This is a genomic window from Hyunsoonleella aquatilis, from assembly GCF_014270105.1.
Taxonomy (GTDB): Bacteria; Bacteroidota; Bacteroidia; order Flavobacteriales; family Flavobacteriaceae; genus Jejuia; species Jejuia aquatilis.
Genome location: NZ_JACNMF010000004.1, coordinates 394,916 through 418,434, shown reverse-complemented (window position 1 = coordinate 418,434; position 23,519 = coordinate 394,916). Strand labels below are relative to the sequence as shown.

Sequence of the window (23,519 nt, the reverse complement as noted above, 5' to 3'; positions counted from 1 at the left end):
ATGAAAACGGATTCAGATAAAAATCAAAGCTATTTAAAGGCCAAGGAAAAGGTGCGCCAGGTTAAAATATTCTACTATCATTTGGTGGGCTATTTTATCGTAGTGGCATTGTTGATTTGGAATTTAATGATAGTTGCTGGGCCATACGCCAATTTTTTTAACTGGTTTAATTCAATCATAATGGTAGCATGGACCGCGTTTATCATTTTGCACGGGAGGTGGGCACTGAAGGGAAAAACCTTTTTTAGTAAAAAATGGGAAAACGATAGAGCGAAGGAATTCTTGAAAAAAGAGCAAAACGAAACCAGGATGTGGGAGTAATTTTATTTGGGCGTTACCCACTCCCGATAGCTATCGGGAGGGTCGGGCTTTCACTACTCAATCCCTCCTGCGTCGAGGATTTCAAACATGCCGTTCAATCCCTAACGCAATGCAGAAGTTAAATAAAATATCGATAAATAAATTCGAAATATTAGAAACAGTCAACAGTTTTAAAAATGAACATAATAATAATTGAGGACGAAAAACCATCAGCAAGGCGTTTACAGCGGATGCTCCAAAGTTTGGATTTAAATGCCGAAGTGCTGTTGCATTCCGTCGAGGAGTCGATCACGTGGTTTCAAAACAACCACCATCCTGATTTAATCTTTTTGGATATCCAGCTAAGTGATGGTCTGTCGTTTGAAATTTTCGAAACTATCGAAATTAAATCTGCGGTTATTTTCACCACGGCCTACGACGAATATGCCCTTCAGGCTTTTAAATTGAACAGCATTGATTATTTATTAAAACCTATCGATGAAGATGAATTAGCAACAGCCGTAAAAAAATACCAAGAACGGTTGCCTAAAAGGCAGGCCGTTACTTTGGATTTCAACGATATCAAAAAACTGTTGGTCAATCCGATTGATCGGGAATACAAAAAGCGCTTTTCCGTTAAGGTGGGTCAGCATTTGAAATTGATTAATATTGATGAAATCGAATGCTTTTACAGCGAAAATAAAGGCACGTATCTTTACACCGTGGATGGCAGAAATTATTTGATGGACACCACTTTAGAATATCTTCAAGATGAATTGGAACCGCAAACGTTTTTCCGCATCAACCGTAAATTCTTCGTAAACATCAATGCCATTAAGGATATGGTAAGCTATACCAATTCGCGACTGCAAATAAAACTAAACTCTTATAACGAACAGGAGGTCATCGTTGCCCGTGAACGGGTAAAGGATTTTAGGGCTTGGTTGGAGTAAAAACCCTTAATATCGGATAGGTTTATTTTTAAGTTTAAACGATATTTTGTACCTTTGGGGTGTGTGGGAGGTTGATACAACATATCGGGAAGAGCTGGGTACTACTTTTGAGCGTTTATTTGATAAAACAAACACTTTAGTGGAGGCAAGGCCTTTGCCCAATATTGCTCTGCAAAAAATTAAGGAAGCTTTATCTATTGAGTGGACTTATAATTCTAACAGTATTGAGGGTAACACTTTAAGTCTTCGGGAAACGCAAATGGTGCTTCAAGAGGGCGTAACGATAAAGGGCAAATCCCTAAGGGAGCATTTTGAGGCTAAAAACCATGAAACGGCTATTGATTATTTATACACTTTAGTGGATAAAAACGCGATATTTTCTGCTAAGGATATTTTGTCTTTGCATGGCTTGGTGCTTCGTTCTATTGAGGATGATTTTGCCGGTAGGCTAAGAAACGCTGGTGTACGTATTTCAGGAGCTAATTTTGTGCCTCCTAATGCCAGAAAGGTTTCTGGGTTGGTGGATGAATTGGTGCATTTTGTTGTTGATAATCCTTTGGGTTTAAATGTTATTGAGTTGGCTACGGTATTTCATCATATATTTGTTTGGATTCATCCGTTTTTTGATGGGAATGGGCGTACTGTGCGTTTGGCCATGAACCTCATTTTGATGAAAGCGGGTTTTCCGCCGGCTATCATCTTAAAGAATGACCGAAAAAAATATTACGATGCCTTAAACCAGGCCAATAATGGGAATTATTCCAAATTGATGCTGTTAATGTGCCAATCACTTGAGCGCACTTTGAACATTTATATCAGTGCTTTGCCCGATAGCACCGATGAATATCAAATCATTTCAGATATTGTTAAAGAGCCCGATGTGCACTACGGTCAGGAATATATTAGTTTACTGGCCCGACAGGGTAAAATCGATGCCCATAAAGAAGGCAGGAATTGGTACACCACAAAAGAGGCCATCAATAATTATGTTGAAGGCCGGAAAAGGCAACGGTAGTTAACCTACTTTTTTTATCCAAAAAACGCTTTCATGGGTTCAAAATAGTGGTCTTCCCAACCTTTTTTATAATGTTCCCCACTTTCTGGAAGGTTTGTGTGGATCAATGTTAATTCCGTTTGTCCGTCATTTAATTCTTTGAGCAGAATTTCTATTTGGGAGTCTTTTTCATTGTCATTAAATTGTGTGGTCCTCCAGGATTGCACAATACGATGAAAAGGCTCCAACTCTATATTTTTCCCCCAGATGTAGCCATCCCATGCAGTAAAACTTCCCCCAACACTATCCGAGCACTCGGCCAATCCACCTGTCATTTTTGAATGGTTTTCACTATTTAACCAACTGAGATATAGTTCTTTTGCTGTGGTGTTAAACGTTGATTTTAGGGTGAACTGCATGTTGTTTTGTTTTTTAACTCGGTTCTTTGTTGGCAGAGTTTTACTTTAATATTAATTCTTCTTTCAGGGTAAAATGTTGAGCCGTCCCATCATATTTTGATAATACACTTTTCGCATTCTCTGGAATATAGGCGGTTTCATATTTTTCACCCGCAAACATTTTTACGGATTCTAAAGAATCAAATTGAAGGACAAGAAAAAACTCCATCTCATCATTCTTTTCCATTGTAGAAATACTGACTTTCTCTAAACCTTTAACACCCTTTCTTTTCACTTCAGGAAACACCTCGTTAATAAGCATGTTTTCATAAATTGGTGCGTTCTCTAAGGAAGTCCAACCTTTCCAGGTTCTGATGATTTTTTTCTTATTACTCATATGGGTTCAATTATTTTCAATTTGGAGCTAAACCCCAGTTGTGTTTATGTCATTGATGTGGATTTCTTTTCAACCCTTTGCTAAGATAAATGAATATGAGTACAAAATCAATATGAATACTAATCCTCAACCCGATTTTCATCAAAAGCCGAGGGCAGAAGTTTCGGAATAAATTTCACGACCAAAGGCAACAACAAAGCACCTCCAGGGAGCATAAAAATGGCCAAACTTGGGATGGATTTAAAAATGTCCAACAGTTGCTCCTGAACCTTTTTTTGTTCGTCTTCGGTTAAATCCCGCAGTGTGGATTGCGTCAAAAGTACCATCAACTCTTTGCTGTCCTTTAGTTCTTGATAGAGGCGTTTGCTGTTTCTGGTAATCAATTTTTTTACCATTTTACTAGAGTTGTTGTAAAAGCTCTGTACCACATTTTTGGAGCTCAACAGGGCAATGTTGTCCTTGTGAATGGTGTAAAATTGGTTGACGGATTTTATGGCCTGATGAATTCTGGAAATACTGAGTTTTAAGTCCATTCCCAGCTTTTCAAGGAAATGTTGCTCGTCAATATCGATGGTTTGGTCGCTCCAAGTGGCCATGCATGCCAAATCCAAAATATAGTAGCGTTCGTGCATCGACTTTAAATAGGACACCGACTTTTTGTAATCCAAACTTTGGTTCTCGCTAAATCGTAAAGAGGATTGGAACAATTTAATCAAACTTAAATCGTAGTCGCTTTTTTCTTCCTTGGAATTCAAAACATCTAAAGAAATTGTAATGATGGCACCCTCTAGTTTCTTAATATAATCCAAGGAAAACGAGCCCTGCTCCAGGTACCGTTGATATGCCAAAACATCAATATAAAGCAGGGCGTTAATTATGAAATAGTTGAAGTTTTTCGTCAGTACATTGTCGTCTATTTGAATGCGCTTGTGAATGATTTTTTCAAGTTGTTCCGGCGACTTTTTTCCTCCGAGTAATTCATTAAAAAAGGAGGTTTTGGTTTCGTTGATTTCAGAATAAAAATTGATGACGCTTTCAACAAAAGGCGTATCACTTTTGGAAATACTATGCTTGTAATAAAAAGCCAAGCACAGGTTAATTTTACAGATTTCCTCCTCGGTAAGATCCTTTTTTTGAACCACTTGGGCAACGACCTGTTGGTTGCTTCCATAAATGAACCCACAGGTTCTTAAAGCGTCATAAAACGTTTCAGAATCGAATCCCAAAAAAAGGTCGTTCAATACTATTTCGCTCTCCAGTTTTTTTATCCAACCTGCCGATGATGGGTTCATACTTCCAAATTAATACTTCAAAATTAAACTTTTTGAAGTGAATCCTGAATATTTTTTCATTAACAAAATTTTAACAAAACCGCTCATTTTGTTTTTCCGTAGGTATTGGCGAGAGTCTCAAAATAAATATTTAAAAATCACAAAAATTATGAAAAATTTAAAAACAATTTTAGGAGCGGGGGTTTTGGCTGTGGCTAGTTTCTTTGCTATTGCGGCCGATCATATAGATGCTCCGGCGGTACAAGGTGGATCCAGCGATATCACCGATTTTTATGCCTTTCAGGGTGAAAACACGGATAATTTGGTGTTTGTTGCCAATGTTCAGGGTTTGATAAGTCCGGTAAATACTGCTGACGCAACCTTCGATGAAGGCGTGCTAGTAGAGTTTAATATCGATACTTCAGGTGATAATGTGGAGGATTTGGTCATCCAAGCCATACCGAGGGACGGCAAAATGTACTTTTTTGGTCCTGTAGCACCCTCACAAACCGGTTTAAATAGTACCATACAAACGACGGCCACGGTGGGTGGCGTTGTCGATATTACAGCCTATGGTTCAAATGCAATTATTGCAAGCAATGGCGATATGAGCTTTTTTGCAGGCCCAAGAGACGATCCTTTCTTTATGGATTTTGCCCAGTATTCTGAAATTATTGCGGGCAACGCCACAGGGTTTAACAATCCAGGGTCGGACACCTTTGCCGGAACCAACGTCATGTCCATTGTGGTTGAGGTGCCCAAATCTATGATTGGAGGTTCGGGAACCATAAATACATGGGTTGAAACCAAAACAAAATAATAACGGATTACTTCATTTTAAGATATACATTATGAAAACTTTAAAAATATTAACACTAACGATAACACTATCATTTTTAGCATTCAACTGCTCTAATAATGATGATGCGATAATGCCTCCAACCGGACCTGATTTTTCAGGAACCTACAGTCAGGCAGATCAAATGGGAAGACCAGCGGTAAACACGGTTTTTGTGTCTTCCTCTAGCAAGGATATGTTTAACACTACTATTCCTTCGCAGCAAAGCGCGGCATTTCAAAGTATGTTCGAAACGAATTTAACGGCGTTGAGCCCGGCCTATGCAAACCCTGGGGATCAAAATGCCTTAGGATTGGATGCTCCTTCATTTACAGGACTTTTGGCTACCGATGTACTAAATGTGTCCTTGGACGGCACCACCACTTTTTTTGACGGCACCAATGTGTTGACAGGTCGTGCACTAGCCGATGACGTCATTACCGTAGAATTGTTGTTGATTTTTGGTGGTGAGGATTTTATGGAAAATCCATCGCTTTCCAACGACAATGTAGATGCTAACGACAAGGCATTTTTAACCTCATTTCCTTACTTGGCCACTCCTTGGTAAAACCTATTTTTCTGGGTATACTATCAAAGGTGTGCCCAGATTTAACTTAACAAAAAACCGCAACAATGAAAACATTACATATCGCACTATTTAGTTTGGCGTTTTGCCTTTTAGGGTGCAAGGATACTAAAGAAACCGATAGGATAGTGACCCGAGTTGAAGATTACAATTCCTATTTAACTGCAAAAGACAATAAGAGACTGGATGTTGCACAACAAGATTATGAATTTTGGGAAAAAAAGCTAGAAAAAGAGCCAAATCAATTTCCGTATTTGGCAAAGGCTGCAGCATCCCAATCTCTTATATTTTCACTAACGGGACACATCGAAAATTTAATCGAAGCCGAAAAAAAATTGGTGGAAGCCAATGAAGCAACCAATTATAATTCGCCGGGATATTTAAGGGCATTGGCCAGAAATTACATTTCGCAACATAAATTTAAAGAGGCTTTGGAAGTGCTTGAAAAGGCCGACAAAAACGGCGAAAAACTAAAAGCTACTCAAAAAATGTTATTCGATGTGCATTTGGAATTGGGCAATACCGAAAAGGCAAAACAGTACTTAAGCCTTATCGAAAACTATAAGGATTTTGATTTTTTAATTCGATTATCAAAATGGAGCGATCACGAAGGCAATTTGGATGATGCTGTTTTATATCTAAGAAAGGCCACTGAAATTGCTGAAGCATCGAAAAATAAGGCGTTGATGCAATGGGCTTATACCAATCTTGCGGATTACTACGGTCATGCTGGAGATATAAAAGCCTCTTACAGCCATTATTTAAAAGCATTGGAGTTGGATCCACATGATGCATACGCCAAAAAGGGGATAGCTTGGATAGTATATTCACATGAAAAAAATGCGGACGAAGCTTTACGGATTTTGGATGCGGTTACTCAAACCCACAAGGCTCCTGATTATTATCTTTTAAAAGCTGAAATAGCTGAATTTAAAGGTGATGCCAATCGGAAAAATACTGAATTAAAACGCTATTTTGATGCGGTTGCCAAAACGGAATATGGCGATATGTATAACAAATATAATGTGCTTTTGTACGCCGAGGATAAAGCCAAAAGCACCGAGGCGCTTAAAATTGCCCATAAGGAAATTGAAAACAGGCCAACCGCTCAATCTTATGATTTATTGGCGTGGACCTATTTCAACTACGGAGATAAAAAGGAAGCGTTAAAAATTATGGAGCAACAGGTAGTGAACAAAACCTTTGAGCCTGAAGCTCTGTATCATTTAGCTGAGATTTATAAGGCCAACGGTAAACAAAAAGAGGCTGAAAAGTTAAAAAAGGAGTTACTGGAAAGCAGTTTTGAATTGGGCCCACTGGCCACACAAAGCATAAAAAATATTTGATTATTTACAGCAGTTAATTTGAGGGAATTAATCTTTGTTTGAAAACCTAGATTAGGTTTGGTTTTTAGGTTTTTTGTTTGGACGAAAGTCGCCGATCGCTTAAAAGCGATTGGTGGCTTTCTTTTTTTACCACAACAATTCAGATTCGTTTTCTGAATTCCAAAAAGTACCACTCGTAAAATTGGACTTGATAAATTTAAAAATATTTTCTGCGGATTGTTCGGGTGTCAATCTGCCATTTTTTAGGTTGGTTTCTACTATAGAAGTTTTAACCCAGCCAGGATGAATAACTGCAACTCTAATTTTATCTTTGAGCCTATTTGTCAATATTTTGGTGTACATGTTCAAAGCACTTTTCGACATTCGATAAGCTATTGAATCTGTCAATTTGCAGACATTTATTGAGCCCATTTTTGATGAAATATTTAAAACGATTCCATTATTGCTTATTAAATCAATTAGTTTCTCTGTGAAGAAAACTGTGCCAGTCACGTTCACGTCAAAAGTCGATTTAAAAGACTCTATTTCTGGACTATAAGTGTATAAGTCGGGTCCAATTCCAGCGTTATTTATTAGAATATCTATTCGGTCAAACTTTTTTGAAATCTTATGGTAAGCATTCTCAATACTCCTAGGTTTTGACAAATCCAATTTTAAAGAGTAGAAATTGTCGTTTTCTATATCGCTAATTTTCCCAGTTCTACTTGTTCCAACAACAAAGAAGTTTTCGTTTAGCATTTTTTTTGCCAAAGCAAGTCCAATTCCTTTGCTTGCTCCGGTAATCAAAACTATTTTTTTATTCATGTAGTTTGTGCCTCAAGTGCTTGACAATAAATAATAATACAACGATTACCCCACCATCCCAAGTGTATACAATTGGTCCATAGTTGGGGTTTCGCTACCGCCGGCAGGCTCTAAGGTAATGCCGAAAGCCTCACTAGCGTTTTTGTTTTCAATCTCGAATATTTTGTTGGCATCTGTGATGAAATCATCTATGGTGCCTAGACTGGTGGGCGTCAGCGGGTTTAAGGTTAGAGACCATACTTGATATACCATGCCGGCTGGGGGTTCGGGTAAACCTTCGGCATCCAAAAATATACGGTTTGACGCTTTATCCCAATACACTTTAGCAAAGGTATTGGCAAAATTGCCCTGGCCGGCCAATGGGATTCTGGAAATATTGTCGTCCCTTAAAACCGATATCAACGCATTGGCTTCCACTAAACTGTTTTTAGAGTTTTCAATTTGGGTTTCCAAAAAGGATTGCTGGGTTTTCGCTACTTGAATATCGGATTGCAATTGGTTGTTTTGGTAAATTGTCCAAAGCAAACCGCTCGCCAATAAAATGGAGGCGGCCCAACCCGTGTAGGTTACCCAATTGTACTTATGTTTTGTCAGGGTTATAATTTTAGTGCCTTCATCTGCCAGTCCCAATTCTTTTTTAACTTGTTTTAGGATATGGGCATTCGTTCTTTGGGAAGTCGCGGATGTTAATTTTACAACTGCCGCCTCAATTTCCAGAACTTCCTGCAAAATTTCAGGGTGTTGTTGCATCAGGTTGTACACTTCCTCGTTTTCTTTTTCAGAAAGTGACCCTGCAACATAAAGTTCCAAAATGCCCGACGCTATGTACTCGTTTATATCCATATCAGTTTAAAACCATATCCCTTAATTGCTGAATACAATTTCTATTTCTTGTTTTTACAGTGCCAATTGGCATATCCAATGTTTCGGAGACTTCGCTATGCGTGAACCCTCTAAAGTAGAGGAGTTCAATGATTTTTTTACATTTTTCTGCTAGCGCACCCACGTATTTTTTTATACCGATGGCATCTGTTTTGCTATCCAAATTCTCATTGGCTTCAATTATATCTACGAAATAATCAACATCGAGGTTTTGTTTGGAGGTTTTGTACGCTTTGGAGCGCACTTTATCGATGGCCGCGTTTCTGGAGATGTTCAACAGCCAGGTGAAAAACCGTCCTTTTTTAGAAGAATAGCTATCGGCATTGTTCCAGGCTTTTACGAATACATCTTGCATTACTTCTTCGGCAATAGTATGGTCTCTCACAATATTGTAAATGACCCCATGCATGCTTTCGCTGTACATTTCGTAAAGGATTTCGAAGGCCTTTACGTCTTTTTTTTGAAACTTATCAACTAATGCTTCAATGTCCATTCATAACAATTAGGTGTTCCGAAAGTAACAAATATTAACAACAAAAGCCACCAAAAACTGGTAGCTTTTGAATTTCGGTTTTTTAAAAATTTTATTGAATAATCCCGGCACAGCTTACTCTTGCCCCAGCCGAACCCGAAGGTTGTGAGGTGAAATCGTCAGCGCCCGCATGTACAATGACACCTTTTCCGATAATATCCTTATTTGCATCGCCACAGCCAATACACCATTGATCGGTGGTGAAGGAAATCGTACCGTTTCCATTTTCATCGGCCATAAAATTCCCTATATCTCCTTTATGATAACCTTCCGCAGCGCCCCATTTACCGTGTGGCGTATTTGTCGGGTTCCAGTGCCCTCCGGCGGATTTTCCATCAGGGGAGGAGCAATCCGATTTTGCGTGAATATGAATGGCATGTTCCCCCGGCTCCAAACCGCTGATAATTGCCGTCATGGTTACGCTTCCGTCTTCTTCCTTAAAAACTACATTCCCCGTAGCATTGGTTTCGCTTTTTGCGTTTAGCTCTATTTTTACCTTTTTAGTTTGTACTACTTCTAACTTTTCTTCAACGGTTTCCTCAACTTTTATGTCTTCCTTTTTCTTCTTGCATGCTGATAGCGTAACAGCCAATACAAGGCATAAAATGCTTAATTTTTTCATGGTTTTGGTATTTTTTTATTCATTGGAAAGTTAAGGCATTATTACACAAATTGCAAGAATCCAGCATGACATATATCATGTTTTTTTGAAACGGTTTGGTTTAATTTTGAAGTAGAATTGTTAGGTATGTTAAATTCTTTAGTCAATAAATACAATATTGCGGGGCCTCGCTATACGAGCTATCCAACGGTACCGTATTGGAATAATGAGACATTTTCAACGGAAAAATGGAAATCGACTTTAGTCCAATCTTTTAATGAAAGTAATGCCAAAGAAGGCATCAGTATTTATATCCATTTACCGTTTTGCGAAAGCCTGTGTACGTTTTGCGGATGCAACAAACGCATCACTAAACAACACAGTGTGGAGTCGCCGTACATCAAGGCACTATTAAAAGAGTGGCGCTTGTATTTGGATTTATTCGATGAAAAGCCAGTAATAAAGGAGTTGCATTTGGGGGGAGGAACACCCACTTTTTTCAGTCCAGAGCATTTGAAATATTTGATTCTGAAAATTTTGAAGACTTCCGAATTAGCCGTTGGTCACGAGTTCAGTTTTGAGGGCCATCCCAATAATACTACCGAAGCACATTTGCAGGCATTATATGATGTAGGGTTTAGGCGCGTAAGTTATGGGGTTCAAGATTATAATGAGACCGTTCAGAAAGCCATTCACAGAATCCAACCTTTTGAAAATGTAAAACGAGCTACTGAAATGGCTCGTAAAATTGGTTACACCTCCGTGGGTCATGATATTATATTCGGTTTGCCGTTTCAAACTTTGGAGCATGTAACCGAAACGATTTTGAAGACGAAGGAATTATTACCAGACCGATTGGCATTTTATAGCTACGCCCATGTACCTTGGATAAAAGGGAATGGCCAACGTGGTTTTAAAGATTCGGATTTGCCCTCGGCTGAATTGAAGCGTCAACAATACGAAACGGGCAAGCAATTATTGGCCGAAGTGGGCTATGAGGAAATAGGCATGGATCATTTTGCGTTAACAACGGATACCCTGCATCAATCCATGGAAAACGGGAATTTGCATCGAAACTTCATGGGTTATACTGCTTCCAAAACGCAGGCTATGATTGGTTTGGGCGTATCTTCTATAAGCGACAGTTGGTACGGTTTTGCCCAAAATGTTAAGGACATTGAAAGCTATTACAGTCTTTTAAAAGACGATAGTATTCCTGTATTTCGAGGTCATATTTTGAATAATGAGGATTTAATTATACGAAGACATATTTTGAACTTAATGTGCCAGTTTGAAACGAATTGGACCAAAAGCCACCTTTATTTTGATGAACTCCCGGACGTTTTGATCCGTTTAAAGGAAATGGAAAAGGATGGATTACTTGTAATAGATTCCAATAGCATTCAGGTTACCGAAAAGGGACGGCCATTTGTACGTAACGTTTGTATGGCATTCGACATGCTATTGCAACGGAAAAAACCAGATACACAGTTGTTTTCAATGACTGTATAACTCTTAAAAACTGAACTAATGAAAAAAATAATTGTACCCATCGACTTCTCGGAGCATTCCGAATATGCCCTGAAAACAGCTTCAAAATTGGCCAAAAAATATAATGCCGAGGTATTGGCTTTGCACATGTTGGAAATGTCAGATATCATGTTGTCAGCATCTGACGGTCTGCAAAATGAAAAAGCGGTGTTCTTTTTAAAATTGGCACAGCAAAAGTTTGACAAATTTTTAGAAAAGGATTATCTGAAGGAAATAAAATTAACCCCGATAGTTAAGCATTTTAAAGTGTTTAGCGAGGTGAATGATGTGGCCATAAAGAATGATGCAGACCTGATTGTGATGGGATCGCACGGTTCCAGCGGTATTGCAGAATTCTTTGTAGGCTCCAATACCGAACGCGTAGTGCGCAATGCCAATGTGCCAGTTTTGGTAGTAAAGGATGATCGTGCTGGAATCAATTTTGATGTGGTGGCCTTTGCATGTGATTTTTCAGAAGAAGCCATTGAGCCTTACTTAAAAGCGTCAAAGATGTTTAAGGATATGGGGTCGAAATTGTATTTGATTCATGTGAATTTGCCCAATGACCGCTTTCAAAGTTCTTTGGAAATTGAGAAAAAAGTGGTCAACTTTTTTGCCAAGGCCGAACGCAACTTGGATAAAATGGAGGATGTACACTACATCAATGATTATTCTGTGGAAGAAGGCGTTTTAAACTGCGCCAGCAAAATAGGGGCAGATTTGATCGTGGTACCCACCCATGGCAGAAAAGGTTTGGCGCACTTTTTTGAGGGTAGTATTGGCGAGGATGTGGCCAATCATTCTACATTGCCGGTGATGACGTTTAAGATTTAGATAGGCACCAATCAAATGTTGTTGTTGGGGAGATTCGTTTAACGGTTCGTGTAAGGATAGTTGCGTGATTAAGTCACTAACTTACCAAAAATGGAACGAACCAAGGGAAAATCCGCAGGATTTTCCGAGTAGCCGAAGACAAACCATTAATTATACAAGGTGTTACCCAACGTTGTTTTTTTTAGCTTAGTTAGATTGTATTATAATATTTCAAAATCTATTCACAAGAAAAATGCTATAATTTTCACCAATCGTCCTCGGCATTTATTGCGTTGATAAGATTCAGAAAGTAGCTGTTAAAATATTCCTCAATCCCAGATTTAGCTTTTGGGAATCGTAATTTGTCCTTTTCCCAAATTCCATATTGATCAGTAAATAGTTGGCGTTTCGGAAGTGAAAGGTGTAATCTACGAGTGCCACCACCATTTAAGGGGTGAGTCATATCTAAAAGAGGGATGTTTATTCTAATCTTATTTTCTTTAAAGTCTATCTTTAAGTTGTAGTTAACATTTACAGCAGGGTCTTTAAATAATTTATTAGCTACTGCATTCACAACAATTTGATTATCTGAAGTTGTGATTACTAATTTTGGATTTTTATATATTCCGTTTAAATAAGACAAAACTTTATTATTTAACTCCTGAACCGTACCTTTTTCCTGTATAACAATATATGGAGCGTTTGCATCTTCGGTAAAAACTAATCCTTTAGGCGTAACTTCAATAATTTGAGCAGAGATAGTTGAGACAAAAAAAAGTAATAATAAATAAATATGTTTAAACATTTTTTAAATTTTATTTATGGTTATTTCTAAGAAATATATTTAATATTAATATGGTAGTTATAAAAATATTTCATTATTCTTTTACTGTATTATCTAATTGTTTATCATCTCGAGCTTAATGATAATGCTGTATTCAATGCTGGGTAAAGTTGACACGGATATGCGCCGTTTCAATGGCCTATATCCGACGTTAAACGAAGGTAGCTGAAATCTTTCACAAAGTCAAGTTACTTTTCAAATAGTGCAAGTCAAATGCCAACCAAACTTGTACTATTCTACGATAAGGATTGAGGTGTAATACTCACCGCTCCAAATACCCCCAAACAAAATTGGGGCGGTGGCCATCACGGCGTACCATTTTTACCCAAAGCAGGGTCATGTGTTCCAAATGCAGTGCTTGGTCGAGGTTTCCAGTGTCTTTCATTTGAAAGCCCAAGTCGTTTACCAATGGTTTTAATTTTGATTTGGATGTGCTATCGTTTCCCGCAACCAGCATCACAGGTTTTACGTTGTAATTGGGGTACTCTGAATTTTTAAAGTTTTCAAAACCATAAATGGTAAAGGCTTTAATCACTTTTGCCGATGGAGCCAATTCCTGCACTTTTTCGGCTCCCGAGATTGTGCTTTTTAAACCATGCGAAATTCCAGGGCCAACGGGATTGGTGCAATCCACCAATATTTTTCCTTTAAAATCCAAGAGTTTTAAAATGGATTCATTCGCTGAAAATGGGGTGGCCAAAAATACTATGTCGGCTTTGTCAATGGCATTTTGAATCGAATCTACTTTGAAGTTCGGATTTTTTGAAAGCGCGCCTTTCACGGTTTCACTTTTGATATCATTGTGTGCAACAATAATCTCGTATCCATTTTTTTCCAAATTATTGGCCAGTGAAAAACCAACATTGCCTATACCTATAAATGCTAGAGTCATTTTTATTATCAAATTAGAGGTTAAAGCTTTGCTCCCTTTGGGTATTGGGATTTATTGCTGTTAATTTTGTTTCTATAAACTTTTTCGAAGAGCCTTGTCATTCCGCACTTGATGCGGAATCCATTGGTGTATTCTGGATTCCTGCCTTCGCAGGAATGACAAATGATAATTTTCTCATTTGTTGTTTAGTTGTTCGATTGTCAATTTTGCCACGGCGCTTCCAGAATTTTGCTGTTGCCCTGTGATTAAATTGCCATCTTCAATGGCATAGGATGCAAAAGGTTCGGCTACTTTAAAGGTAGTGTTTTTCAGTTTTTTGGCTTCGTCCTCAATGCGATAGGGCTGGATTTTCATCCCCACGGCCTGGTCCGCAAAATCCTCTTCCAAATTTGCAAAACCCGTCCAGGTTTTACCCTTAACCAACAATTCACCGTCTGAGGTTTTTGCTGAGAGCAAAATTGTTGTAGCATGACATACCGAGGCGGAAGGTTTACCGGACTCATAGAAATTAACGAAAAGTTGCTCCAAATCTGCATTGTTTTTAAAGGTATACATCGGGGCTTGACCACCCACTAAAAAAATAGCATCATAGTGTTCTGCGCTGACATCCGTGATTTTTTTGGTGGTTTTCAAAAAATCATTGAACCAATCTTTTTGCAAATAGCCCGATGTAATCACATCGTGAGCCGAATACCCACTGTCGTCATTTGGATTGGAATAGCCATCCATTGCTATCGTTCCGCCATCCGTGGAAGCCAATTCCACCTCGTATCCTGCTTCTTGAAAGACCAAAAGGGGATGGGTCAATTCCGAAGCCCAAAACCCGATAGGCCACCCGGTTTGTTTTGAAACTGTTGGACTGCTCGCCACCATTAAAATCTTGCCCTTAAAAGGTGCACCGTGAAAATGGACGTAATGTTTTTTCTCTTTTATTTTTGATTCCATTGCTCTCTTTTTAATTGTTCAAATCATACTACAAAGCTATTTCAGAAATGAATATGCTTAACATTTTCTATATTTGTGAGTAACTAACAAAAATGTAAGTATGCCAGAATTTTTGAAGAATAATAAGCGGTATTATACCCCTGTGGAATATGTGTTTTCAAAGATAGGAGGTACCTATAAAATGCCCATTTTATGGCGTTTAAAGGATAAAGTTTGGCGGTACTCGGAGCTTAAGAAAAGTATCGGGCATATTTCAGACCGGATGTTGAGTAAAAATCTAAATGAACTGGTTCAGGATGGTTTTGCGCAAAAAAAGATACTCCCCGAAGTCCCTGTTCGTGTGGAATACAGCATCACCGAAAGGGGAAAACGTAGCATCAATATCATTAGCACATTGCGGGATTATGGCTTTGAACTAATGGAGGAGGACGGTATTTCTGAAGGTTAGGCGATTAGTTTTCAACTTCCGAAAGCGCCAATACATTAAACAAATTTGCCTTGGTTTTAAAGAAGTCGTTTTCAATTTCGATGGCTTTTAGTTTAGCGTCGATCAATTTGGATTCGCGCGAGTTCACCAAAAACAACGAGCTTTCACCTAAAAAGAATTTGCGCTCCTCGGCAGTAAGCATCGTAGTGTAATCTTCAACGATAGTGCCGGTGACATCGTTTTGAAGTACGTATGAATCCAATTCCTGATTGATGGCATCAATTTTATTTTGAAGGCTTACTTTGGTGTTTTGTATTTCAAATCGGGTATCCTGCAATTTTAATTTTGCCAATTTTAAATCCCCGCGTTCCTTTCTTAAAAACAAAGGAAAGCTAACGTTTACTCCACTTTTGTACTGCGAAGTACTGAAGGTTCTTGATACATTAGGCGTTTGGGTCAGAAAGTTGTACTGTAAATCGATTTGCGGTAACAGGTTGTTTGACATCAATCGTTTTTCTATGTTCAAGCTTTGGTATTTATAATCGAGCGAAAGCATTTTTGGATGTTCCTCAATATTAAAATTTTCAATATCCAAGCCCGATGTATTTAGGGTTTCGTCGATATTGAAAAACGTATCGATGTCTGGTATCACACCTTCTTGAATTTCAATGGGGGTGTTGTCGTTTAGCCATAAATAATTGGAAAGCTCCAAAGTAGCCTTGACAAACTTGATTCTGGATTTCTCTAAATTGAGCCTTCTGTCATTCAGTGCAATTCGGGCCTCTACTGTGTCAATGGCCGACATGTCACCGACTTCATAACTTTTTTTAATACCGTTAAAACGCATTTCGGCATTGACCAAAAACTCTTCATAAACCTGCTTTTCGTTATAGCGTCGCAACCAATTGAAATAGGAAACTGTGGCCTCGTACAGAATATCGTTCACCAATAATTGTCTATCGGCCTGGGCCTGTTTTATGTAAAGTCTGGACTGGCGCAACATGGCCATACGTTTATTCGTTAGTAGACCCCTAGCAACAGGAACTGAAATTCCCGCACTGTATAGGCCATCTTCAGGAACGAAGGCCTCTGGGCTTAAAAAATCACCGGTGTTTTCCTCAAAATTTCCTTTGAGTTCAATACCAAACCAGGTAGGGATTTTAAAAGTGGCGTTTAGCCTGTCGTAATATTCGGTGCCTTTGAACTTTTTTCTGTCGTAGTCCACCTCAAGTTTTGGGTCAAATGCACCACGAGCTTTCATCAATTTGGCTTCACTTTCATTGATGACCAAGTTGGCTTGTTTCACGATAGGGTGATACGATTTTACATAGCCCAAGTACTCAGCTAAGGTGATGACGGAAGTTGAGTCTTGAGCAGGTAGTAAACCGCTACAGAGCAATATTATGCTTATTATGAGAATTCTCATTTTTTATCAGATTTGGAGGCTGTTTTACCGCCTTCAGGTTGATAGTAATTTGGGGGGAAGCTGTTGATTTGTCTCCAAAGTTCAAACCAAATGGGTACATCTTCCAAAAGGGCAATGGTGTATGCGCCCGAACCCACTCGGATGGCCTCCGGCCAAGCATGGTCGCTCTCGTCCGGAGCTAGCAGTATTCTATATTTACCATTATCGCTAATAAAGCGTTCGATGGCCACCACTTTTGCCCCGTATGTTCCATAAGATACATTGGGCCATCCGCTAAATACAATGGCTGGCCACCCATCAAACTGTACCCTGACATGTTCGCCAATATGAAGCAACGGTAAATCTATAGGCCTCACGAAAGTTTCAACGGCCAAATCATATTTTGAGGGCATGATTCCCACTAATTCCTCACCTTCTTTAAATGTGACACCAACACCTCCTCGAAGTGCTTTGTTTATAAATCCACTTTGGGGAGCGGTAACATACAGCAAGCTATTACGCTTTTTGTAGTTGGCATAGGAGTTTTCTAATTTGGTCACCTGTGCCTGCGTATCCAACTGACTAGATTGAGCAGTAAACATATCGCTCTGTGCCTTAGATATTTTATCGGCGTAGGAAGCTCGTGTCCGCGACAATTCAATTTCGGCATTGATCACCTCGTTCTGACTGGCCAAATATTTGTTTTCATGTGAAATAAGTTTGGCCTGCGTTTCCTGAAGTTTTAGGCGCTTTTCTTCTACATCCTTCATCGCCTTTAAACCCTCTTCTTGCAAAGTGGTGATCCGGTTGAATCGGGTTTCAGCAATTTTTAAATTAGTCTTTGCTGCCTCTAAATCGATGCTGTCACTTTTCACTTTTAGCCGGGCTTGCATTAGCTTGTTTCGGGTCTGCTCAAGTTTTAGCCTCTGCTCGTTTTCCAAAGCTGAAACCTGTCTTTTTAAAGCTTCCACTTTTCCACCATAGGCAGTGACCGAGGATGATTTGGCCTGAATTTGCTCATTGGTACGTTCCACGAGTCTGTCGTCAAAATAATCACTTTTGACTTCGGAAATCCTTAAGATAGTATCACCGGCCTTAACGGAATCCCCTTCTTGAACATACCATTCTTCTATACGGCCTGGTATTTGAGACTGTATGGTCTGTGGTCGCTGGTTGGGCTTTAAGGTGGTAACAATGCCTTGGCCAGTAATATTCTGGGTCCATGGCAAAAACAAGACAATTAGCAATATGATTGCGGCCCCTAACAGAAATCTGTTGAAGTATTTATAGTACCTTTTGTTCATAATGTCCTTGCCAGACTTGTATTTACTCAGGTCTATTTTTTTATTTAATTGATTATGGGATATATTCAACATAACTAGAGGCTTTTAAGATTTTATTCTTCCTTTTTCCAAAATGATCATTTCACTGCACTTGTTCATCCAAACATCACTGCTGCTCACCGCAACCAGAGCCCATGGACGATCTTTGTGCGTTAAATAATTAACGATGTTCTCCGTTTCGTTCGGGTTGAACCTGTCTAATGCATCTTCAAGGATTAATATTTTAGGCGATTTTAGAATGGCACGGGCCAAAACAATTTTTTTCGATAGAGTGTAGGACATTTGTCTTCCGTCAGGGTACAGAATAGTGTTTAGACCGTCGGCTTGTTCTTTTAGGAAATCTTTTAGCCCGACAATTCCGATGACTTCATGGATTTTGTCATCATCAATGCCCTCATTGGCAAAAGTTAAATTATCTCTAATGGTCCCTTCAAATGGCGTTTCGTCCGAAAGTGACAATCCAAGCTGTGATCTGTAAAAGTTGAGATGTAAACTGTTAATAGACATGTCATTGACGTATAGGTTTCCAGATGTAGGGGCTATAACTCCGGCAATAAGCCTTAATAACGTCGACTTCCCCGAGCCACTTTCTCCGCGTACCAAAATTCTGCTATCTGGTTCAATTTTTAATGAAATATCTTTGAGAATATGCTTATCCCTGTTGGACACCTCATAGGCCACATGCTCTAATTCAACATGAATGCCTTTGCTAAACTGTGGTGTTTCTCCGCTTTGGCTTTCCATGCCCTTGTCCACAATCTGGCCTATTTTTTCCAATGAAGTCAAAGTGTCGTAGAAGGACTCCAAGCCTAAAATGAGTTTTTCAACCGAAGCGATGACCAAGATGATGATGATTTCCGCTGCAACAAACTGCCCGATATTCATCTCCTGATTCAGCACCAAGGCACCCCCAATCAACAAAAGACTGGCGGTAACAATCACTTTGAAACTTATCATTTGGATAAACTGAAGCATCAAAACCTTAAAGTGGCTTTCGCGTGCTTTTAAATAATCGCTGACCAAAATATCATTTTTGTCCACTCCCAAACTTGTGCTTCCAGATAGTTTAAAGCTGATAACGGAACGGGCAATCTCCTGGATCCAATGCGCTACCCGGTATTTGTTTTTGGATTCCTTTAAGCTGGTTTCCAGCCCTTTAATGGCCGTAAATTTGAAAACCACAAAAACCAAAAGCAGAAGCAGTAGCCCGAAAATGATGAAAAACGGATGGTAAAACGATAACAGGATTAATGCAAACAGAATCTGCAACACTGCCGTTGGTACATCGATCAAAATTTTTGAAAGACTTTTTTGAATAGTCAAGGTATCAAAAAAGCGATTGGCTAGCTCCGGTGGGTAATAATTACGAAGCTCTGCCATTTTTATTTTTGGGAAACGGTATGCTAGCTCAAAAGAAGATCTTGTAAATATTCTTTGCTGAATGGTTTCAATGATTCTCAACTGCATCAACTGCAAGCCTCCAGAAAATGCCACGCCAATGGTAACAATAACCACCAAAACGATCCATGAGGTGGATACCTGTGCTCCTTGGATTAGGTTAATAATAGCCTGAATTCCAAGTGGGAGGGACAAGGCTACCAAACCCGCAAAAATAGCATAATAAAAGATTTGAAGTATATCGCGTTTTTCCAACTGAAGCAGGCCTATCAGGCGTTGCCACGGCGTCAATTTTTTTGGTTCCATAGTTAGGATTTCAAAGTGTTAAGCACTAGGTTTTTCATAAAATCGGTTGGGGTAAGGCCATCACCACAATCCGTTATGGATGTAAAATGGGCTTTAAGGAAATGTTGATGAAGGCTGCCTTCCATAATAGTGCTGGCCAAACTGGAAGGGAATTTATAGTCTGGCCTGAATTCTTTTACCATATCTCTTAATCGGTAAACGATACGCTTGTATATTACAAAGTAACCGTCTTTATTTTCTTGGTCAACCTCTTTGGTCAAAAAAGATTTTGAATTTTCATTTACTATGATTCGGTTTAAAACCACTTCGTTGATGTGCGAGAAGTTGGAGTCTTCTTTTGTAGACCTTGTTACTACTTCCACTGCTTTTTGTAATTTGTCCAAAGGAGTTAAATTATGGGTTTCGATAACCAATTGGTACTCCATCCAAGCCCAATACCAGGAGGACAAATACAATAACAATTTGTGTTTACTTTCAAAATAGCGATACACCGAACTCTCGTTGGAGCCTATTTTGGTGCCGAGCTTTTTAAAGGTAAAACTGTCAAAACCAATTTCATCAATAAGAAGAATGCTGTGCTCCACGATGCGCTTTCCCAAGTTGGATGACTCGGGGTCTTTCACATAGATTTTTTCTGGAACAGCAATCTTTAAATTTGAAAGTAATGAATCCATAATTGATAAATTTGATTGCAAATATAATAGCAATACTATCAATATTGGAAATAAAGCTATTGATTTTGTCAATAATACTTATAAGAATTTCTTATGTATCCGAAAAATTGTGAATTAAATATTTGAAAATGAACAAGATGAAAGGATGGAAAAACTAAATACTACTGGAAAATAGACGTAGACTTTTCGATCAATGACAGTTCATGTTCGAAGAAGCCATCTCATAAATCGGAGAAGGCGAAAGGTAAGGAATTCCAAGTCCCAAACCGCGAAGAATAAAAAGTGCTCCTATAATGACCACAAAAACTGGAATTGCCTTTTGGATGCGCTGTCTAGTTTTTCCTTTAAGGAAATTGCTCAAGTAAATAGCAGTGGTCATCAATGGAACGGTACCCAAGCCAAAAACGGCCATATATAAGCTTCCATTGGCCACCGAGCCAACCGCCATTGCCCCAAAAATAGCCATATACACTAAACCACAAGGCAAAAACCCATTCAAAAAACCAATAGTCAAAAAGGTGTCCATGGTTTTTTTCTTCAAGGCAGTACCCAAAGCCGATTTTACTCTGGAAATGATTCTGTAAATAGGCTTCGAAAAATTATAACGGTTAAAAGTACTCTGCGGAATCACCACCACCAAAATCATCAAAATACCAATGGCAATAGATAATTGTTGCTGAAATCCAAAAATGTAAAGGCTTTTACCAATGAATCCAAAAATCAATCCTATAATACTGTAAGCCAATAATCTGCCAAAGTGGTAAATCGTAATTTGAGACGCTTTTTTTACCGAATTAGAGCGGTCTACGGGCAACATAAAAGCAATGGGCCCGCACATCCCCACACAGTGAAAACTGCCCAATACACCCAATATGAAAGCCGACCAAAGCATGCTAATACGTTATCGATTCTTTAAATAAATAAGATTTTCCCCTATATTGCCAATCAATTTTAATGTTCCAACGGCCATCTACCAAACGATTGTCAGGTATGAGCAAATAAGGATTAGACAGTGAAATAGAAGTTTCAAAGTCTAGTTGTTTGTTAGATGGCCTATATAGGAACACTTTTCCTGTGATTTTTTTAAAGTCAATATCGCTCGGAAAATTAATCCTCAACCCCTCGAGCGATTTGTTGTAACTAATATTTGTGGTTAGCGTTTTAGCATTCTTCAGCTTATCGATGTCCTCCTGATATTTCAGTTCCTCCCCGTAATAATCCTCGCTCACCAAGTCATGGTCGTACCTATCGTCAACATTCATCGACACAATAAAGTACATTATAAACCCAATAAACCCTATAAAAGCTAAAACAATCCCGGTACCCCAATTAATTTTCATAATATCTACTTCCTGCGAAAGCAGGAATCTATTTTTAGTTAATATTTCATTTCGGGCGTTCCCTGCCTTCCATACCTACAAGGTTTTTCAGAAACCTTGCAGGAGTCACTACGGTCGGGCTTTCACTACTCAATCCCTCCTGCGTCGGGGATTTCAAACATGCCGCTCAATCCCTAACGCGGGCATATCCGCCAGCTTACTGCTTACTGCCGCTGAAATACTGCCAGCTACCGATAACTCCTCGGCCCCAAAAAATTAGCAGTAGTCGTTTCGATCATTTGGTCGCCCTTAAAAACGCCAATCTTAATTTTATTTCTATCTCCGGTCAATGCCGAATTATCAATTTCAATGAACAAAGTCCCTTCCGCAATCCCCTGTTTTGGCACAACAAAGTCATCACTCGTGGACACCAATTTCAATTCACCCTTATGCGACAACAACTTCAAACTCACATCGGCAATATCCTCTGTGGTTTTGTTCACCAATTTATAGGTAAATACATTGCTGATAATGTTACCTTCCTTATGCTCATACAATTGTCCCGGTAATCGCAAAACATTAGCTTCCACATCATTACGCAAAAACAACATGCCAATCAGTACACCAAACATAATGGTCAACACACCCATGTAACCTTTCATTCTGGCGGTTAACTTGAACTTGGCTTTCTTCTCAATATTTTCCTCACTCGCATAACGAATCAACCCTTTGGGCAGATTGATGCTTTCCATAATATGGTCACATTCGTCGATGCAGGCCGTACAGTTGATGCATTCTAATTGCGTACCGTTTCTGATGTCAATTCCTGTTGGGCAAACATGTACGCACTGCAAACAGTCGATACAATCCCCGTGGCCCAGAGCCTGACGGTCTTCATTTTTTCTAAATTTTTTACGTCCGCTTTCGCCTTCACCACGTTTGTGGTCATAAGCCACAACAATGGATTTGGTATCCAACAGCACCCCTTGCAATCGCCCATACGGACAAGCAATCACACAAACCTGTTCCCGAAACCAAGCAAACACAAAATAGAACACTCCTGTAAAAATCACTAAAGGGGCTAATGTTCCCAAATGTGCTGCAGGGCTATCTGTGATGTACCCCAACAGCTTATCACTACCAATTAAATAGGCCAGAAATACATTTGCAATCAAAAAGGAAATCACCAAAAAGATAAACCATTTGAGTGTTCGTTTTTTAATTTTTTCAGCATCCCATTTTTGTCTGTCCAGCTTGCGCTGTTTATTTCTATCGCCTTCAATCCAATACTCGATACGGCGAAATACCATTTCCATAAAAATGGTTTGCGGGCAAATCCATCCGCAGAAAATTCGTCCGAAGGCCACAGTAAATAGGGTGATAAATACCACCCCGATAATCATCGAAAACACAAACAGGTGAAAATCCTGTGGCCAAAACGGAAATCCGAAAATATTGAATCGGCGTTCCATTACATTGAACATCAGAAACTGATTGCCGCCTATTTTTATGAATGGTGACAGAAGCAAAAAGGCCAACAAAAAATAGCTGACATACTTTCTGTACTCATAAAATTTCCCGCTAGGCTTTTTGGGGTACACCCAAGCGCGTTTCCCCTGTTCGTTAACGGTAGCGATGCTATCTCTAAATATTTCGTTTTCTGGGGTGTTCACTGCTCTTGTTTATCCTTTTCCTGCAAGGTTTTAAGAACCTTGTAGGTA

General features: G+C 39.1%; 26 protein-coding genes. 9 read left to right on the top strand and 17 right to left on the bottom strand.

Annotation, left to right across the window (positions count from 1 at the left end; genetic code table 11):
• The 3 genes from H7U19_RS13435 (at window position 1) to H7U19_RS13425 (ending at window position 2,268) form a co-directional block, all read left to right on the top strand.
• Window positions 1–321, top strand: a complete 321-nt coding sequence (locus H7U19_RS13435) for a 2TM domain-containing protein (RefSeq protein ID WP_186563207.1) — start codon at window positions 1–3, stop codon at window positions 319–321.
• A gap of 176 nt (window positions 322–497) precedes the next feature.
• Window positions 498–1,253 carry a LytR/AlgR family response regulator transcription factor gene (locus tag H7U19_RS13430; RefSeq protein ID WP_186563205.1) on the top strand — a complete coding sequence of 252 codons (756 nt, stop codon included), beginning with the start codon at window positions 498–500 and terminating at the stop codon, window positions 1,251–1,253.
• 61 nt (window positions 1,254–1,314) lie between these two features.
• A complete protein-coding gene (locus tag H7U19_RS13425; RefSeq protein ID WP_186563203.1) occupies window positions 1,315–2,268 on the top strand; it encodes a Fic family protein in 954 nt (317 codons plus the stop codon).
• Between the two features lie 14 nt (window positions 2,269–2,282).
• On the opposite strand, the gene H7U19_RS13420 is transcribed toward H7U19_RS13425, so the two are convergent.
• The 3 genes from H7U19_RS13420 to H7U19_RS13410 all read right to left on the bottom strand — a co-directional run bounded on the left by H7U19_RS13420 (window position 2,283) and on the right by H7U19_RS13410 (window position 4,334).
• Window positions 2,283–2,666, bottom strand: a complete 384-nt coding sequence (locus H7U19_RS13420; RefSeq protein ID WP_186563201.1) for an SRPBCC domain-containing protein — start codon at window positions 2,664–2,666, stop codon at window positions 2,283–2,285.
• Window positions 2,667–2,706: 40 nt separating this feature from the next.
• The gene (locus H7U19_RS13415) at window positions 2,707–3,042 is read right to left on the bottom strand and encodes an antibiotic biosynthesis monooxygenase (RefSeq protein WP_186563199.1); all 336 of its coding nucleotides are present in this window, start codon (window positions 3,040–3,042) and stop codon (window positions 2,707–2,709) included.
• Between the two features lie 119 nt (window positions 3,043–3,161).
• Entirely contained in the window at window positions 3,162–4,334 is a 1,173-nt protein-coding gene (locus tag H7U19_RS13410) for an LETM1-related biofilm-associated protein (protein WP_186563198.1), read from the bottom strand.
• Window positions 4,335–4,482: 148 nt separating this feature from the next.
• Here H7U19_RS13410 and H7U19_RS17005 point away from each other — a divergent pair, with 148 nt between their 5' ends.
• The 3 genes from H7U19_RS17005 (at window position 4,483) to H7U19_RS13395 (ending at window position 7,083) form a co-directional block, all read left to right on the top strand.
• A complete protein-coding gene (locus tag H7U19_RS17005; RefSeq protein ID WP_186563196.1) occupies window positions 4,483–5,133 on the top strand; it encodes a DUF4331 family protein in 651 nt (216 codons plus the stop codon).
• 31 nt (window positions 5,134–5,164) lie between these two features.
• The gene (locus H7U19_RS17000; protein WP_186563194.1) at window positions 5,165–5,719 is read left to right on the top strand and encodes a DUF4331 family protein; all 555 of its coding nucleotides are present in this window, start codon (window positions 5,165–5,167) and stop codon (window positions 5,717–5,719) included.
• A gap of 65 nt (window positions 5,720–5,784) precedes the next feature.
• On the top strand, window positions 5,785–7,083 hold the full coding sequence (locus tag H7U19_RS13395; protein ID WP_186563191.1) for a tetratricopeptide repeat protein: 1,299 nt from the start codon (window positions 5,785–5,787) through the stop codon (window positions 7,081–7,083).
• 126 nt (window positions 7,084–7,209) lie between these two features.
• Here H7U19_RS13395 and H7U19_RS13390 read toward each other — a convergent pair whose 3' ends face one another.
• From H7U19_RS13390 to H7U19_RS13375, 4 genes are all read right to left on the bottom strand, one after another.
• Window positions 7,210–7,887, bottom strand: a complete 678-nt coding sequence (locus H7U19_RS13390; RefSeq protein ID WP_186563189.1) for an SDR family NAD(P)-dependent oxidoreductase — start codon at window positions 7,885–7,887, stop codon at window positions 7,210–7,212.
• 45 nt (window positions 7,888–7,932) lie between these two features.
• Window positions 7,933–8,730, bottom strand: a complete 798-nt coding sequence (locus H7U19_RS13385) for an anti-sigma factor (RefSeq protein WP_186563187.1) — start codon at window positions 8,728–8,730, stop codon at window positions 7,933–7,935.
• A gap of 1 nt (window position 8,731) precedes the next feature.
• Window positions 8,732–9,262, bottom strand: a complete 531-nt coding sequence (locus tag H7U19_RS13380; RefSeq protein WP_186563185.1) for an RNA polymerase sigma factor — start codon at window positions 9,260–9,262, stop codon at window positions 8,732–8,734.
• Window positions 9,263–9,353: 91 nt separating this feature from the next.
• Window positions 9,354–9,923 (bottom strand): superoxide dismutase family protein, encoded by a 570-nt coding sequence (locus tag H7U19_RS13375; protein WP_186563183.1) that lies wholly within the window; start codon window positions 9,921–9,923, stop codon window positions 9,354–9,356.
• A gap of 126 nt (window positions 9,924–10,049) precedes the next feature.
• Between H7U19_RS13375 and hemN the strand changes: the two genes are divergently transcribed.
• A complete protein-coding gene (gene hemN / locus H7U19_RS13370) occupies window positions 10,050–11,414 on the top strand; it encodes an oxygen-independent coproporphyrinogen III oxidase (RefSeq protein ID WP_186563182.1) in 1,365 nt (454 codons plus the stop codon).
• Between the two features lie 18 nt (window positions 11,415–11,432).
• Complete coding sequence (locus H7U19_RS13365; protein ID WP_186563180.1) at window positions 11,433–12,266, top strand: universal stress protein; 834 nt, start codon at window positions 11,433–11,435, stop codon at window positions 12,264–12,266.
• A 244-nt stretch (window positions 12,267–12,510) separates the two neighbouring features.
• On the opposite strand, the gene H7U19_RS13360 is transcribed toward H7U19_RS13365, so the two are convergent.
• From H7U19_RS13360 to H7U19_RS13350, 3 genes are all read right to left on the bottom strand, one after another.
• Complete coding sequence (locus tag H7U19_RS13360; RefSeq protein WP_186563177.1) at window positions 12,511–13,050, bottom strand: hypothetical protein; 540 nt, start codon at window positions 13,048–13,050, stop codon at window positions 12,511–12,513.
• A gap of 301 nt (window positions 13,051–13,351) precedes the next feature.
• Window positions 13,352–13,993, bottom strand: coding sequence for an NADPH-dependent F420 reductase (locus tag H7U19_RS13355; protein WP_343069108.1), 642 nt, complete (start codon window positions 13,991–13,993; stop codon window positions 13,352–13,354).
• A gap of 162 nt (window positions 13,994–14,155) precedes the next feature.
• Window positions 14,156–14,926: a type 1 glutamine amidotransferase domain-containing protein gene (locus H7U19_RS13350; RefSeq protein ID WP_186563173.1), complete on the bottom strand. Its 771-nt coding sequence runs from the start codon at window positions 14,924–14,926 to the stop codon at window positions 14,156–14,158.
• 100 nt (window positions 14,927–15,026) lie between these two features.
• Between H7U19_RS13350 and H7U19_RS13345 the strand changes: the two genes are divergently transcribed.
• Window positions 15,027–15,374: a winged helix-turn-helix transcriptional regulator gene (locus H7U19_RS13345; RefSeq protein ID WP_186563171.1), complete on the top strand. Its 348-nt coding sequence runs from the start codon at window positions 15,027–15,029 to the stop codon at window positions 15,372–15,374.
• Between the two features lie 4 nt (window positions 15,375–15,378).
• Here the strand turns inward: H7U19_RS13345 and H7U19_RS13340 are convergent, their stop codons facing one another.
• The 7 genes from H7U19_RS13340 to ccoG all read right to left on the bottom strand — a co-directional run bounded on the left by H7U19_RS13340 (window position 15,379) and on the right by ccoG (window position 23,471).
• The gene (locus H7U19_RS13340) at window positions 15,379–16,779 is read right to left on the bottom strand and encodes a TolC family protein (RefSeq protein WP_186563169.1); all 1,401 of its coding nucleotides are present in this window, start codon (window positions 16,777–16,779) and stop codon (window positions 15,379–15,381) included.
• Complete coding sequence (locus H7U19_RS13335; RefSeq protein ID WP_186563167.1) at window positions 16,776–18,134, bottom strand: HlyD family secretion protein; 1,359 nt, start codon at window positions 18,132–18,134, stop codon at window positions 16,776–16,778. The genes H7U19_RS13340 and H7U19_RS13335 overlap by 4 nt, the downstream gene beginning before the upstream one ends.
• A gap of 12 nt (window positions 18,135–18,146) precedes the next feature.
• Window positions 18,147–19,805 carry a peptidase domain-containing ABC transporter gene (locus tag H7U19_RS13330; protein WP_186563165.1) on the bottom strand — a complete coding sequence of 553 codons (1,659 nt, stop codon included), beginning with the start codon at window positions 19,803–19,805 and terminating at the stop codon, window positions 18,147–18,149.
• Between the two features lie 2 nt (window positions 19,806–19,807).
• A complete protein-coding gene (locus H7U19_RS13325; RefSeq protein WP_186563164.1) occupies window positions 19,808–20,479 on the bottom strand; it encodes a TetR/AcrR family transcriptional regulator in 672 nt (223 codons plus the stop codon).
• A gap of 190 nt (window positions 20,480–20,669) precedes the next feature.
• Window positions 20,670–21,371, bottom strand: a complete 702-nt coding sequence (locus tag H7U19_RS13320) for a sulfite exporter TauE/SafE family protein (RefSeq protein WP_186563161.1) — start codon at window positions 21,369–21,371, stop codon at window positions 20,670–20,672.
• A gap of 1 nt (window position 21,372) precedes the next feature.
• Window positions 21,373–21,819, bottom strand: coding sequence for a FixH family protein (locus tag H7U19_RS13315; RefSeq protein ID WP_186563159.1), 447 nt, complete (start codon window positions 21,817–21,819; stop codon window positions 21,373–21,375).
• A gap of 227 nt (window positions 21,820–22,046) precedes the next feature.
• The gene (ccoG, locus tag H7U19_RS13310) at window positions 22,047–23,471 is read right to left on the bottom strand and encodes a cytochrome c oxidase accessory protein CcoG (RefSeq protein WP_186563157.1); all 1,425 of its coding nucleotides are present in this window, start codon (window positions 23,469–23,471) and stop codon (window positions 22,047–22,049) included.
• Window positions 23,472–23,519 lie beyond the last annotated feature (48 nt).

Bases quoted from the DNA above. Each gene is read 5' to 3' on its own strand.
- H7U19_RS13435 (WP_186563207.1), top strand. From the start codon at position 1: ATGAAAACGGATTCAGATAAAAATCAAAGCTATTTAAAGGCCAAGGAA.
- H7U19_RS13385 (WP_186563187.1), bottom strand. From the start codon at position 8,730: ATGGATATAAACGAGTACATAGCGTCGGGCATTTTGGAACTTTATGTT.
- H7U19_RS13375 (WP_186563183.1), bottom strand. From the start codon at position 9,923: ATGAAAAAATTAAGCATTTTATGCCTTGTATTGGCTGTTACGCTATCA.
- H7U19_RS13365 (WP_186563180.1), top strand. From the start codon at position 11,433: ATGAAAAAAATAATTGTACCCATCGACTTCTCGGAGCATTCCGAATAT.
- H7U19_RS13420 (WP_186563201.1), bottom strand. From the start codon at position 2,666: ATGCAGTTCACCCTAAAATCAACGTTTAACACCACAGCAAAAGAACTA.
- H7U19_RS17000 (WP_186563194.1), top strand. From the start codon at position 5,165: ATGAAAACTTTAAAAATATTAACACTAACGATAACACTATCATTTTTA.
- H7U19_RS13315 (WP_186563159.1), bottom strand. From the start codon at position 21,819: ATGAAAATTAATTGGGGTACCGGGATTGTTTTAGCTTTTATAGGGTTT.
- H7U19_RS13380 (WP_186563185.1), bottom strand. From the start codon at position 9,262: ATGGACATTGAAGCATTAGTTGATAAGTTTCAAAAAAAAGACGTAAAG.
- H7U19_RS13360 (WP_186563177.1), bottom strand. From the start codon at position 13,050: ATGTTTAAACATATTTATTTATTATTACTTTTTTTTGTCTCAACTATC.
- H7U19_RS13350 (WP_186563173.1), bottom strand. From the start codon at position 14,926: ATGGAATCAAAAATAAAAGAGAAAAAACATTACGTCCATTTTCACGGT.
- H7U19_RS13335 (WP_186563167.1), bottom strand. From the start codon at position 18,134: ATGTTGAATATATCCCATAATCAATTAAATAAAAAAATAGACCTGAGT.
- H7U19_RS13325 (WP_186563164.1), bottom strand. From the start codon at position 20,479: ATGGATTCATTACTTTCAAATTTAAAGATTGCTGTTCCAGAAAAAATC.
- H7U19_RS13330 (WP_186563165.1), bottom strand. From the start codon at position 19,805: ATGGAACCAAAAAAATTGACGCCGTGGCAACGCCTGATAGGCCTGCTT.
- H7U19_RS17005 (WP_186563196.1), top strand. From the start codon at position 4,483: ATGAAAAATTTAAAAACAATTTTAGGAGCGGGGGTTTTGGCTGTGGCT.
- H7U19_RS13410 (WP_186563198.1), bottom strand. From the start codon at position 4,334: ATGAACCCATCATCGGCAGGTTGGATAAAAAAACTGGAGAGCGAAATA.
- H7U19_RS13430 (WP_186563205.1), top strand. From the start codon at position 498: ATGAACATAATAATAATTGAGGACGAAAAACCATCAGCAAGGCGTTTA.
- hemN (WP_186563182.1), top strand. From the start codon at position 10,050: ATGTTAAATTCTTTAGTCAATAAATACAATATTGCGGGGCCTCGCTAT.
- H7U19_RS13395 (WP_186563191.1), top strand. From the start codon at position 5,785: ATGAAAACATTACATATCGCACTATTTAGTTTGGCGTTTTGCCTTTTA.
- H7U19_RS13390 (WP_186563189.1), bottom strand. From the start codon at position 7,887: ATGAATAAAAAAATAGTTTTGATTACCGGAGCAAGCAAAGGAATTGGA.
- H7U19_RS13415 (WP_186563199.1), bottom strand. From the start codon at position 3,042: ATGAGTAATAAGAAAAAAATCATCAGAACCTGGAAAGGTTGGACTTCC.
- H7U19_RS13320 (WP_186563161.1), bottom strand. From the start codon at position 21,371: ATGCTTTGGTCGGCTTTCATATTGGGTGTATTGGGCAGTTTTCACTGT.
- H7U19_RS13345 (WP_186563171.1), top strand. From the start codon at position 15,027: ATGCCAGAATTTTTGAAGAATAATAAGCGGTATTATACCCCTGTGGAA.
- H7U19_RS13340 (WP_186563169.1), bottom strand. From the start codon at position 16,779: ATGAGAATTCTCATAATAAGCATAATATTGCTCTGTAGCGGTTTACTA.